This window comes from Dokdonella ginsengisoli, from assembly GCF_042652785.1.
Classification (GTDB): domain Bacteria; phylum Pseudomonadota; class Gammaproteobacteria; order Xanthomonadales; family Rhodanobacteraceae; genus Dokdonella_A; species Dokdonella_A ginsengisoli.
Genome location: NZ_JBHSHD010000007.1, coordinates 68,668 through 81,896, shown reverse-complemented (window position 1 = coordinate 81,896; position 13,229 = coordinate 68,668). Strand labels below are relative to the sequence as shown.

The following is a 13,229-nucleotide window of genomic DNA, read 5'->3' as shown; positions in this document are numbered from 1 at the left end:
CTCGATGCGATGCCGGCGACCCCGTCGGTCGCCGGTCATGCGGTAGATTGAGCGCGGACCGCCGCCGGCGGTGAGTGACAAGTGTGGCGGGATTTGGATGGACTCGTTGATCACTGCGGCGGCACGCGCGCTGGCGGCGGGCGATCCGCTCGGTGCGCTCAAGCGCGTCGCCCTGCGCGAGGACGCGCCCGCGCTCGCGCTGCGCGGCATCGCGATGGCGCAGCTGGGCGAGTTCGCGCGCGCGAAAGCGCTGCTGCGCCGCGCCGCGCGCCTGTTCGGTGCGAAGGAGGCGGTGGCGCGCGCGCGCTGCGTCGTCGCCGAAGCCGAGATCGCGCTTGCCTCGCGCGACCTGGGCTGGCCGACGAAGGCGTTGGCCGCGGCGCGCACCACGCTGGAAACGTACGGCGACCTCGCCAACGCCGCGCATGCGCGTCATCTGGAGATCCGGCGCCTGCTGCTGATCGGCCGTCTCGACGAAGCCGAGCGCGGACTGGACCGGCTCGAATTGGATCGGCTCGACGCCGCGCCGCTGCCGCCCGCGCTGAAGGCCGTGCACGAACTGGCCGGCGCCGGGATCGCGCTGCGCCGCCTGCACGCGAAAGCGGCGCGCACGCGCCTCGCCGCGGCGGCGCGTGCCGCGCGCCAGGCTGGCGTGCCGGCCTTGATCGCCGAAGTCGACGAGGTCTCTGCGCTGCTCGACGCGCCGGCGGCGCGCGCGATCTCGCGCGGCCGCGAGCGATCGTTGCGGCTGGCCGAGGTCGAGGCACTGCTGGCCTCGCGCACGCTGGTCGTCGACGCCTGCCGCCACGCCGTGCACGGCGGCGGCACGACGATCGCGCTGACCACGCGGCCGATGCTGTTCGCGCTCGCGCGGCTGCTCGCCGAGGCCTGGCCGGCCGACGTGGCGCGCGACGTGCTGATCGCGCAGGCGTTCCACACCCGCTACGCGGACGAGACGCATCGCGCGCGCCTGCGCGTGGAAATCGGCCGGCTGCGTGCCAAGCTGCGTCCGCTCGCCGCGATCAGCGCGACGCGCGACGGCTTCGTGCTCGCGCCGCGCAGCGTTGGCGAGGTCGCCGTGCTGGCGCGCCCGGTCGAGGAGCCGCATGCCGCGGTGCTGGCCCTGCTCGCCGACGGCGAGGCCTGGTCGAGTTCGGCCTTGGCGCTCGCGCTCGGCGCCAGCCAGCGCACCGTACAGCGCGCGCTGGAGACGCTGGCCACAGCCGGCAAGGTGCAATCGCTCGGCCACGGCCGCGCGCGCCGCTGGCTGGCGCCGCCGCTGCCCGGTTTCGCGACGACCTTGTTACTCCCGGTGCCGCTGCCCGGCGGCTAGGATGGCCGCATGAAACGATCACCTGCGCAAATCATCCGCGAGTACGGTCCCTTCGAGGGCGTCGACGCCGTGCACGGCGTCAGTTACGACGGCCGGCAGGTCTGGTTCGCCAGCGGCGACAGCCTGAACGCGCTCGATCCGGCCAGCGGCGAGACCGTGCGCTCGATCGAGGTCGCCGCACATGCGGGGACCGCGTTCGACGGCCGCCATCTGTTCCAGATCGCCGACGACCGCATCCGCAAGATCGATCCGCAAAGCGGACGCGTGCTCGCCACGATCCCGGCGCCCGGCGGCGGCGGCGATTCGGGCCTGACCTGGGCCGAGGGCACGCTGTGGGTCGGGCAGTATCGCGAACGCAAGATCCACCAGATCGATCCGGACACCGGTGCGGTGCTGCGCACGATCGAGTCCGACCGCTTCGTCACCGGCGTCACCTGGGTCGACGGCGAACTCTGGCACGCCACCTGGGAAGGCGATCAAAGCGAGCTGCGCCGCGTCGAACCTGCGACCGGCGACGTGCTGGAGCAGCTGGAGATGCCGCCCGGCGTGTTCGTGTCGGGACTGGAATCCGACGGCGCCGACCGCTTCTACTGCGGCGGCGGCAGCAGCGGCAGGATCAGGGCGGTGCGCCGGCCGAAGTGAGCGATCCGCCGGCGTTGCTGCGCGGGTCGGCCGCCGGCTTCCGCAGCCGCTGGTCGGCGGAACCTTAGTCCCTCGCCGATCGCGGCGCGTGATGCACGCGCCGCGATCGTCTCAGCGGCAGCTGCCGTCGAACGGGGTCAGGCTGAAGTCGGCGCCGGCGGCGGACGGCAGCGCCAGCTCGATCGGCTGCGCCGCGCCTTCCAGCAGCACGCTCGCCTCGCTGCCGCTCGCGGCGATGCCGAGCAGCAGCGGCATGCCTGCTTCCGCCGGTACCCAGGCGCTGGCGCGCTCGATCTTGTCGCGCGCCGACACCACCAGCCGCACGCGCGCGGCGCCGGTCGTACCCAGGCGCTCGACGCGCAAGCCGGTACCGTCCGGCGCCTGCGCCTGCACGATCGGCTCGACCCGATTGCCCGCGCCCGCCGCAAGCTCGAAGACGAAGCCGCCGGCGGCATCGAGCGTCTGCGTGCGTCCGGTCGCCGCGCGGCAGGCCGCCTCGCCGATCGATTCGGCGCCGTCGCTGCCGATCACGTCGAAGCCGCTGCGCAGCAGTACCAGCAGGTCGCTGTCGAGCGCGCCGGCGGTGTCCGGACCGTCGACCTCGACCTGGTAGTCGACGCGCGGGCCGGGCGCATCGAGGAGTACGGGGGCGGTCACCAGCCACGTCAGCGAGCGGCCGGCCGCGATCGACACTTCGGTGTCGAGCAGCGGGCCGCTGCCCTGCGCGGTGCAGTTCGCGCCGTCGCCGCCGTCGATGCAGATCCAGGTCGCCGACGCGCCGTCCAGCTGCGGCGGCTGCAGGTCGCGCACGCGGATGCCGGTCGCGTCGCCGCTGCCGTCGTTGCCGACCGTCACCCGGTAGTTCACCAGGCGGCCGTAGCGCGCGTGGTCGCGATCGTCGCTGACCGACACGAGCAGATGCGGCTGCGGCGGGGCGCAGTCGACCACGACGTCGGTGACGTCGCTGCCGTCGAGCACGCCGCTGCCGTCCACGACGCTGCACAGCTGCGCCGGCGCGGTCGGCTGCTGCGCAACGGTGACCGCATAGGCGCCCAGGTCGTCGAGCGCCGGCTGCAGCGTGAAGTGGCCGTTCGAGGCGATCGGCGTGTCGTCGCTGCCGTTCAGGCGCAGGACCAGGCCGGAACCGAGCAGGCCCTGCACGCTTCCGCCGATCGTGTGGGTGTCGATGGCGAAGTGCGCATCGACCGTGCAGTTGGCGACGATCGCGTCGGTGGTGTAGGTCTGGCCGGCGAGCTGGCCGCCGCAGCTGCCGTCGATCGCGTCGACGTGATAGTGCGGCGCGGGCGTGAGGGTGAACGCGGTCGTCGCCCCGTGGTCGACCGCTTGCGGTTCGGACGGACTGATCGTGCCGTGGCCGCCGGCCACGCTCGGCGTGACGGTGTGGCGGTCGATCGCGAAGTGCGCGACGACCGTGCAGTCCTGCGTCACCGCCGCGGTGGTGTAGACGTCGCCGGCCAGGGTCCCGCCGCAGCTGCCGTCGACGCTGGCGACGTGGTAGTTCGCCTCCGCTACCAGGGTGAACGACTGCGTCGTGCCGTGATCGACCGTCTGCGCCTCGGACGGGCTGATCGTGCCGTGGCCGCCGGCCACGCTCGGCGTGACGGTGTGGCGGTCGATGGCGAAATGCGCGACGACCGTGCAGTCCTGCGTCACCGCCGCGGTGGTGTAGACGTTGCCGGCGAGAGTGCCGCCGCAGCTGCCGTCGACGCGGTCGACGTGGTAGTTCGCTTCCGGCGTCAGCGTGAATGTCTGCGTCGCGCCGTGATCGACCGGCAGCGCGCCGGACGGCGTGATGCTCCCGTGGCCGCCGTCGACGCTCGCGTCGACCGTGTGCCGGTCGATGGCGAACTGCGCGACGACCGTGCAGTCCTGCGTCACCGCCGCGGTGGTGTAGACGTTGCCGGCCAGAATGCCGCCGCAGCTTCCGTCGACGTGGTCGACGTGGTAGTTGACCTCCGGCGTCAGCACGAACTGGCGCGTCTGGCCGTGATCGACGAGCTGCGTGCCGGCCGGCGCGATCGCGCCGTGGCCGCCCGTCACGCTCGAGGTCAGCGCGTGCTGGTCGATGGCGAACTGCGCGACGACCGTGCAGTCCTGCGTCACCGCGCCGGTGGTGTAGACGTTGCCGGCGAGGCTGCCGCCGCAGCTGCCGTCGACGCGGTCGACGTGATAGTTCGCCTCCGGCGTCAGCACGAACTGGCGCGTGTCGCCGTGGTCGACGAGCTGCGTGCCGGCCGGCGCGATCGCGCCGTGGCCGCCCGCCACGCTCGACGTCAGCGTGTGCTGGTCGATCGCGAAGTGCGCGACGATCGTGCAGTCCTGCGTCACCGCATCGGTGGTGTAGACGTTGCCGGTCAGAGTGCCGCTGCAGCTGCCGTCGACGCGGTCGAGGTGGTAGTTCGCTTCCGGCGTCAGCACGAACGCTTGTGCCGCGCCGTGGTCGACCGGCAGCGCGCCGGACGGACTGATGGCGCCGTGGCCGCCGTCGACACTCGCGTCGACCGTGTGCTGGTCGATGGCGAAGCGCGCCACCACCGTGCAGTCGCCGACGATCGGCTCGGTGGTGTAAGTCGTACCGCCGGGTCCGGACAGCGCGCCGCCGCAGCTGCCGTCGACGCCGGCGACGTGGTAGTCGGGGTCGGGCATCAGCTCGAACACGGCCGCTTCGCCGCCGGCGACGGTGAACGGCGCCGACGGATCGATCGTGCCATGGTCGCCGTCGACGCTTGGCGAGACGGTGAACAGCATCGGCTCGAAGCTCGCCGTGCAGGTCCGCGCCTGCGTCATCGCGACGGTGACCACCGCTTCGCTGCCGCTGCAGTCGCCGCTCCAGCCGACGAAGTTCTGCAGCGCGTCCGGCATCGCGGTGAGCGTGACGCTCGGCGCGGCTTCGCCGTCGTAGGTCGCGCTGCAGTGGTCCGCGCAGTCGACGATGTCGCCCGCGAGCGGCGTCGGCGGCACGCCGGCCGTGACGCTGCCGCGGCCTTCGACGTCGATGGTCAGGCTCGACTGCCGGTATTCGGTCGCGCCGAGGTCGCAGCCGGCGCCCTGCGGCCTGGCGACGCCGCGCAGGTCGTCGAGCAGACGGCAGCTGCCAGTGTCGATCGCCGCGCCGCCGGCGCCGGGCAGCAGGGAAGGCACGGCGCCGCCGTGGTCGCCGAGCGCGCCCAGCTGCGGATCGCCGGCGACCAGGTCGGTGCAGTCGCTCGCGCCGGGGCAGCCGCCCTGCACGAGGCTGCGCTCGAGCACGGCGGTGCCGCTGCCGTCGAGGACGATCTCCGGATCGTCGGCGGCGCCGTCGCCCCACAGGATCGAGTTGCGCAGCGTCGGCCGGCTGGTGCCGCCGCCGAAGGCCTGGCTGGCGATCGCGCCGCCGCGGTGCGCGCCGCTGACGTTGCCGCTGAAGGTGACGTTGTCGAACGTCGGCGCGATCGTGCCCAGATTGACGTTGAGCCCGACCGCGCCGCCCCAGTTCGGCGCGGAGTTGCCGCTGAACACGACGTTGGACAGCGACGGGCTCGTCGTCGCGCCGGCCTGGTTGGCGCCGAGGCTGAGCGCACCGGCGCTCAGCGTGCCGCGATTGCCGCGGAACACGATCTTCGACAGGAGCGGATCGGCATTGCCGGCGCTGGAAGACAGGCTCATGCCGCCGCCGGCGAGTGCGCGATTGCCGCTGAAGAGGAGGTTGCTCAGGGTGAAATTGCATCGGGTCTGCGCCAGCGACGCATCGCAGCGCAGGCCGCCGCCGGTGCTGCCGCCGGCGTCGCCCGCGGTGACGACGAAGCCGTCGATCACGGTGTCCTCGCCGTAGCCGGGTCCGCCGGCCTTGTTCATCAGGATCACGTTGGTGCTGTTGCTGCCGGCGATCTGGTTGGCGTCGAGCACGACGCCGTCCGCGTCGGTCGCGTCGTTGCCGTCGATGTCGCCGGAAAGCACCGTCGGATGGGCGGCGATCACCGCCGCCGTGCGTTCCGCCAGCTCGGTTTCGACGCCGGAGAAACCGCCGTAGAGCTTCACGCCGGCGCGCAGCTGGAAGCTGTCGCTCTTCGCGCTGCCGGGTTTGTACACGCCTTTTGCCGCCCAGGTTTCCACGCAGCCGACATCGCGCACGGCCGATTGCAGGTCGAGGTAGGCGTCGGCCCAACGGGTGCCGTCGTTCGCGCCGATGGCCGCCTGGTCGACGTAGCAGCGGCGCTGCACGTCGGCCAGGAACGCATCGCCGAGCCGGAAGCCGCCCGCGACCGCGTTGCCGGCGGCGTCGACGATGCCGGTGCCGCCGTTGCGCAAGGTGAGCAACAGGTGGCCGACGCCGCCGATGCGATGGACGACGACCGTGTAGGTGTCGCCGCTGCCGCCGACCGTGGCGACCTGGCCGCTCGCGTTGCCGTCGATCGTCTCGACGTTGAAATCGGGCGCGTCGACGCCGCTGACGCCTTCCGAGAACGTCACCGTGTAGGTAATGCTCACGCTGCTCGGCGGCGGCGAACCGACGAGGCGCATCGAGGTCGCCTGCGGCGCGGTGGTGTCGATGCGGATGCCGGCGGTCGACGGCGGGTTGTTCAAGGTCGGGTCGGCATCGGTGCCGGCCGAATCGCGCAGCGTGCCGGCCGCGACGTTGATCGTCGGCACCAGCGTGATGCCGTCGCTGTCGTTGTGGCCGGCGGCGACGGTGTAGCGGAAAACCAGGTCGCGTGTGCCGCTGCCGGAAAAGTAGTTCGCGTACGCTGCGCCGGAGTCGAGCAGGATCGGCAGGCGCGGCGTGCCCGTCGCCGTCACCGCCTTGTCGAAGTGCACGGTGAAGTCGAGTGGCCTGCCGGCGTTGTAGAGGCCGTCGGCGGGCACGTTCACGCCGGTCACCACCGGCGGCGGCAGCGCCACGGTCAGCACGAGTTTCGTGCCCTGCACGCTGAGGCTGTAGAGATACGTTCCGGCCGGCTTGGCGCCAAGCGCGAAATTCGCCGCGCCGGCGTTGGCGGTCGCGCCGGTGAAGTCGATCAGTATGTAGGCGCCCGCGCCGAAGCCGCCGCTGTCGGCGAGGTTGATCGTGATGCCGTTCGCCGCGCTGAACGTGCCGCCGCTGATCTTGATCAGGTCGCTCGCCGTGCCGATCTCCAGATCGAGCACGGCGCCGGCGTTCAAGGCGAGTCCGCCGGAGAACGTCAGCGTGCCCGGCGAACTGCCGGGCGCGAGGCGGCTGCCGTTCTGCGCGGTCGCCGCGCCCGCGACGCGGCCGCTGCCGCCGAGCGTGGCGCCGCCGGCAATGGTCAGGGCGCCGCTGCCGCTGGTGCCGTTGACGCGCAGCGTGCCCGCGTTGACCGACGTCGTGCCGGCGTAGCTGCTGTTGCCGGCCAGGGTCAAGGTGCCGCCGCCGATCTTGGTCAGCGAACCCGGGCCGCTCATCGCGCCGGAATAGGTCGTGTTCGAGCCGTTGTTGCCCACGGCGAGCGCGACGGCCGCGCCGCCGGCGTTCTGCAGCGCGAAGTTCTGCGAACCGCCGAGCCCGCCGAACGTCGCGTTCGCGATCGCGCTGAACGCGAGCGTGCCGCCGTTCAACACCACCGTGCTGTTCACCGCCGCGTTCGCGTTGGCCAGCGCCAGCGTGCCGGCTTCGACCACGGTGTTGCCGGTGTAGGCGTTGCCGGCGCTCAGGGTCAGCGTGCCGGCGCCGCGCTTGGTCACGCCGCCGCCGCTGATGCCCGGCGCCACCGGGCTGCCCAGCGAGAACGCGACGGGCAGCGGCTGCTGGATGCCCATGCTGCGCCCGTTCGTGTCGAAGATCGCGCCGCCCGCGTCGATCGCCAGGACCGTGGTGCTGTAGCGCCGGTCCCAGCCGTTGTTGAAGTTGATCCAGTTCGGATTGTCGGTGTTGCCGGCGCGCAGCGTGCCGCCGTTGAAGCGCAGTTCGGCCGTCGTCTGCTGGCCCGAGCTGTCGCCGTCGCGCTTGATTTCGTTGGCGGTCAGCGTGCCGCCGTTGAGGTAGAGGTAGGCCGCCGCGGAGTTCCCCGAGCCGGCCACCAGGCCGACCGAGCGGGCATTGAGCTGCCCGCCGTTCAAGGTGTAGATGCCGGTGTTGCCGTTGTAGATCGAGAACCTGACGTCGGTTCCGACGTTCACCGTACCGCCGCTCTGGGTCATGCGCGAGGTGATCGCGCCGTAGCTGTAGATGGCCACGATCAGATCGCCGGCGTCGTTGATCGTGCCGCCGCTCATGTTCCAGGTGACGCCGTTCCACAGCCCCAGGCCCTTGGTGACGACGGTGCCGCCGGTCTGCGTGATGGTGGGGTAGACGCCCCCCGCGGACATGATGTCGAGCGTGTTCTTGTTGGTGTAGTCGTAGGTATTGGGATCGGTATAGGTGCGGTCGCTGAGGATCTCGCAGTCGGACGCGGGCGTATCGCACGGAGCGTAGGCCGCGAGCGCCGGCGGCATCGGCGCCAGCGCGAGGGCGGCGAGCAGGCCGGCGCGCACGGCGTTGCCGGAACGGACAGACGGAATCCATGTCGATGCGAACCGGCGCGCGGCGGGGCAGCCGGGCGTGCCGGACGTCGGCGATCGCGCGCCGAACCGGTCTGCGCCGCGCGGCGAATGCGCGCCCTGCGCGGCCGGGACGGACGGCTGTGCGCGCCTGAAATCCAGCGGATCGCTTCGCAGCGGCGAAGTCGGCGCACGGCGAAGCGGCGCGGTGGCAACGCGATCGGACACGGTCTTTCCCCCTGGAAATCAAGCAATGGCAGCGCTGCCCCGGTAATCGTATTCCGGCGTCGCCAGGGATCATCGCCGCGACGGCGGCCGCTGCCGGCCGGCGCGGCGAGCCGGAACGGCGCCGGCTGAGGCGCCCTCGATCTGCCGGCGCGGAGCCCCGCGCGGGCGAGGTCAGCGCGGTTCGCGCAAGGCGCGGATGCGCGCGAGCAGGGGCGAGTGCGGCACGAGCCTGCCGTCGACGCCGGCGAGGATGGCGGCCGCCAGCGCCGCCGCTTCGTCGCGACGGCCGTGCGCCTGCAGCCATTGCGCGCGCGGCAGCGTGGCCAGCGCGATGCGCGGATCGCCCGCGGCGAAGGTCGTCGCGGCGAGGGCTTCGGCCTGCTGCACCTCGGCCAGGGCGGCCGCGTCGCCGTTGCGCTGCAGGTGGGCCAGCGCCTGCGCCTGCGCGAACTGCCACGACGGCAGCGGCCTCAGCGCGCCGCGGTAGGGCGCCGCCTGCTCGAGCGCGGCCAAGGCCGCGTCGGGCTGGCCACAGGTGGCCAGCCACAGGGCGCGCTCGACCTGGGTCGCGTTCAGGTCGGCGTCCTCGGGCTTGTGCCGGGCGGCATAGATCGCTTCGGCCGCGCCGAGCGCGCTGCCGGTCTCGTCGGTGCAGCCGGTCAGGCCGAGGATGTATCCCTGCGTGCGCAGAAAGCGCGCGAGCAGGTAGTCGGCCGCGCCGGTCCGCCGCGCACCGGCGAGCGCCTCGGCGATCGCACGCCCGGCGCGCTCCGCGTCGCCGGCCATGGCGGCGTTCTTGGCCAGGTTGTGGCGCCAGACCAGCTGCGAATCGTCGTCGGCGGACACCTTGCGCGCGGCGATCGAGAAAACCTCGTCGTACAGCGGCAGCGCCTGCAGCGAGCGGCCGGCCTCGTAGAGCAGGGTCGCGTACTGGTCCAGCGACCAGGCGCCGCTGCGGCCGTCCATGTGGCCGGTGCGGCGGTGCAGCTCCTGCGCGCGCAGGAACAGCGGCTCGGCCTCGTCGAAGCGGCGCGCCAGGGTGAGCGTATTGGCGAGGATCTCCAGGTCCTGCGCGTATTCTTCGTTGCCGTCGCCCGCCACCCGGGCGCGCAGCGCGATCGACTCCTGCAGCAGCGCGACGGCGTGCGCGTAGTTGCCGCGCGTGCGTTCGAGCCAGCCGTAGTCGGACAGGCTGAGCGACAGGGCCATGCCGTCGGGTTCGAGCCGGCGCATCGACGGCAGCATCCGCTCGAACAGGTCCGCCGCCGCGTCGGGCTCGTCGACGCCGAGCACCTTGGCCGCGCTCAGGGTCAGCTTCACGCGCACCGGCGAATCCGGCTCGGCGTGCCGCTCGAGCAGGCGCAGCGCTTCGCGCGCGTAGTCCGACAGCCGGACCCGGTCGGAGTAGCGCAGCGACGCTTCGGCGTCGTCGATCAGCATCTGCGCCAGCACCAGCGGCCGGTTCTGCGTACGCTCCAGTGCGATGGCCTTGTCGTACAGCGCACGCGCGCGCTCGTGCTGGCCGATCACGAACAGCACCTTGGCCAAGGCCGCCGACATCTGCGCGCGCGTTGCCGGATCGTCGCCCAGGTCGCGCTCGATGCGTTGCAGCGCCTGGTCGAGCAGCGTGGCGATGGAGACGTTGCCGCTGCCGGCATCGGGATTGGCGCCTTCGAACACCGAAGTCAGGAACAGGCTGGTCTCGCGCGCCGCGGCTTCGGAGGCGCGCGCCTGGCTTTCGGCCTGGCGCGCCCGATCGCGCTCGGCCAGCGCAGCCTGCTCGGCGGCCAGCGCGCGGCGGCTTTCGCCGGCGAGCCTCCAGGTGAACGACGCCGTCAGCAGCACGACGGCGCCGGCGACCGACAGCGCCAGCCAATGGCGCCGCGCGAAGCGCGCCAGGCGGTAGCCGGCCGCCGCCGGCAACGCGCGCACCGGGCGATGCGCGCGCAGTCGCGCCAGGTCCTCGCGCAGCGCGTCGACCGAGGCGTAGCGCGCGGCCGGATCCGCGCGCGTCGCCATTGCGACGACGGCGGCGAGTTCCGGCCCGGCGCGCACGTTCGCCGCCTCGAGCATCTCGCGCAGCACCACGCCGAGGCTGTAGACGTCGCTGGCGACGCCGACGCGCTCGCCGCGACGCTGCTCGGGGCTGGCGTAACCGGGCGTGTAGCCGGCGGAGGCGCCGCCGGGATCGTGCGCGGCGTCATCGGCCAGACGCTCGGCGAGCTGCGCGATGCCGAAGTCGAGCAGCATCGGCCGGCCCTGCGCGTCGACCAGGATGTTCGACGGTTTCAGATCGCAGTGCACGATCAGCTGCCGGTGCGCGTGGCTCACCGCGGCGCAGGCGGCGACGAACAGATCGAGGGTCGCGTTCAGGCCGGGACGGTGGCGCCGGCAGTGCTCGTCGATCGGCAGGCCGGCGACGTATTCCATCACCAGGTACGGCTGTCCGTTCGCGCCGGTGCCGCCGTCGAGCAGGCGCGCGATGTTGGGATGGCTGAGGTCGGCCAGCAGCTGGCGCTCGCGCATGAAGTTCGCGATCGCCGCCTTGCCGGCCAGGCCCTTGATGAACTTCAGCGCGGCGGTCTGCTCGTAGCTGCCGTCGCCGCGCTCGACGCGGTAGACGCGGCCCATGCCGCCGTGGCCGATTTCCTCGACGATGCGCCAGGCGCCGAAGATCTCGCCGACCGCCGGCCGCATCGCGGACGCGCCGTCGAGCAGGCCGTCGCGCGCGGCGGTCAAGGCGCCGCTGCGGTCGCGGTCGCCGGCCGCGCACAGCGCCAGCACCTGCGCGGCGAGTCCGGCATCGGCGCCCAGGTGCGCCAGCGCGTGAGCACGCGCGGCGGGCTCGAGGTCGACGACGGCGTCGTGGAGGTCGCGCAGCCTCGAGTAGCGCTCAGCGTCGATCGCCATCGGACCCGTCGCCGATCGCGCGCAGCAGCCAGGAACGCGCGAAGCGCAGGTCGCGTTTCACGGTCGGCACGGACACCCCGAGCACGAGCGCGATTTCCTCCTGCTGCAATCCGCCGAAGTAGGTCAGGTGCATGACCTGGCCGCAGCGCGGGTCGAGCGCTTCCAGCTCGCCGAGCGCCTGTTCCAGCGTCAGCAGGTCGACCGCCGTCGTCGCGTCCTCGCCGGCGTCGACGCAGGACAGGCTGATCTGCACGCAGTCGCCGCCGCGCTTGTCGGCGGCGCGCGCACGCGCGCGATCGACCAGGATCGAGCGCATCGCCAGCGACATGGTGGCGAAGAAATGCGCGCGGTTGGCGAAGTCCGCCGGCGACTGCATCATGCCGAGTGCGGTTTCGTGCACCAGCTCGGTCGGCGACAGCGTGGCCACGCCGTTGTGCTGGTCGACGCGCTGCAGGGCGATGCGCTTGAGCGCCGGATAGACCTGCTCGATCAGCGCCGAAAAGACGCGGCCGTCGCCGTTGCGCCATTCGTGCAGCAGGCGCGTCAGCTCGGGACTGGCGGCGGCTTGGCCGGGTTTTGCACTCATCGAATCCCCCCGGCGAAGTCTAGCAACCGGCCCCGCGACTGTCGCGAAGGGTCCGCCGGGCAGGCCGGGAGCCGACCGGATCGTCGCGGCCGGGTCCGCCTGCAGCGACGAGGAAGAAGGCGAGGGAGCCGCGAGGCGCGCCGCTCGCGCGGTTCGCGCGCGGTCCAGGCCACTCGTGCACGTTGCGCGATTGCCGGTGCGCGCCTCGCCGCCGAAGCGGCGCAAACGCTCAGCGCACGGCGTCCTTGTCATCGCCCGCACCGGCGTCGTGCAGACCGCCGGAACCGAGCCCCAGGCCGGCGCCCAGGCCCATGCCCGCGCCCATGCCGCCGCCGGAGCCGCCGCCGCGCCCGCCGCCCTTGGCCTCGTCCCTGCCGCCGCCTTCGCCCTTGCCGCGGCCGCCACCGCCGCCCGCGCCGCTGCCCGGACGGGTCGGACCCTGCTTCGGCAGCGCCAGCGCGGCCGGCACCGGATCGAGGTCGAGCGCCTCGCGCACGAAGTCGCGCAGCGAGACGACCAGTTCGTGCGTGTGGATCGGCCGGCCTTCGACGAGTTCCGTCGCGGCCCGTGCGGCGAGCCGCACCTGCTCCTCGGTGCCGAGCAGGATGATGTCCGACAGCGCGGCCTCCACCGCGTCGCGCATGCGCCGCGCGCGGTCGCTGCCGGACGGCGCGTCGGCGTCCGCGTCGCCTTCGGCCGCGGCGGCCTGCCGGCGCAGGTCGCGCAGGTGGGTCGGATCGACCGCGAGGTTGCCGGTGAACGAGCCGCCGAGCGTCTTGTAGGCCGCGATCAGCGTGCGCAGGCGTTCGTTGATCTGGCGGTTCTCGCGCTCGCGGCGTTGCTGGATGGTCTGCATCGCGAGCAGGCGGATGCCGACGCCGATCAGCGTGATGACGGCGATGCCGAGCAGGGTCGAGAGCAGGGCCTGCCACGAGCTGAAGTCCAGATTGCGCATGCGCGGGTTCCCGGTCGAAGTCGCGGCAGTGTAGTGCGGTCCGGTGCGCGTGACGACGTCGCTGCCGGCCGGCGAAACCC

6 protein-coding genes are annotated in these 13,229 nt (G+C 72.7%); 2 read left to right on the top strand and 4 right to left on the bottom strand.

Going from position 1 to position 13,229, the window contains the following annotated elements; all coding sequences use genetic code 11:
- Positions 1 to 97 precede the first annotated feature (97 nt).
- Complete coding sequence (locus ACFO6Q_RS07990) at positions 98 to 1,333, top strand: ATP-binding protein (protein ID WP_380020100.1); 1,236 nt, start codon at positions 98 to 100, stop codon at positions 1,331 to 1,333.
- 9 nt (positions 1,334 to 1,342) lie between these two features.
- The gene (locus ACFO6Q_RS07985; protein WP_380020099.1) at positions 1,343 to 1,975 is read left to right on the top strand and encodes a Vgb family protein; all 633 of its coding nucleotides are present in this window, start codon (positions 1,343 to 1,345) and stop codon (positions 1,973 to 1,975) included.
- Positions 1,976 to 2,086: 111 nt separating this feature from the next.
- On the opposite strand, the gene ACFO6Q_RS07980 is transcribed toward ACFO6Q_RS07985, so the two are convergent.
- The 4 genes from ACFO6Q_RS07980 to ACFO6Q_RS07965 all read right to left on the bottom strand — a co-directional run bounded on the left by ACFO6Q_RS07980 (position 2,087) and on the right by ACFO6Q_RS07965 (position 13,149).
- Positions 2,087 to 8,464, bottom strand: coding sequence for an InlB B-repeat-containing protein (locus tag ACFO6Q_RS07980; protein ID WP_380020098.1), 6,378 nt, complete (start codon positions 8,462 to 8,464; stop codon positions 2,087 to 2,089).
- Positions 8,465 to 8,869: 405 nt separating this feature from the next.
- Positions 8,870 to 11,608 (bottom strand): serine/threonine-protein kinase, encoded by a 2,739-nt coding sequence (locus tag ACFO6Q_RS07975; RefSeq protein WP_380020097.1) that lies wholly within the window; start codon positions 11,606 to 11,608, stop codon positions 8,870 to 8,872.
- Positions 11,592 to 12,194 (bottom strand): ECF-type sigma factor, encoded by a 603-nt coding sequence (locus tag ACFO6Q_RS07970; protein WP_380020096.1) that lies wholly within the window; start codon positions 12,192 to 12,194, stop codon positions 11,592 to 11,594. Before ACFO6Q_RS07970 ends, ACFO6Q_RS07975 begins: the two co-directional genes overlap by 17 nt.
- 229 nt (positions 12,195 to 12,423) lie before the next feature.
- Positions 12,424 to 13,149 carry a hypothetical protein gene (locus ACFO6Q_RS07965; protein ID WP_380020095.1) on the bottom strand — a complete coding sequence of 242 codons (726 nt, stop codon included), beginning with the start codon at positions 13,147 to 13,149 and terminating at the stop codon, positions 12,424 to 12,426.
- Positions 13,150 to 13,229: the final 80 nt, after the last annotated feature.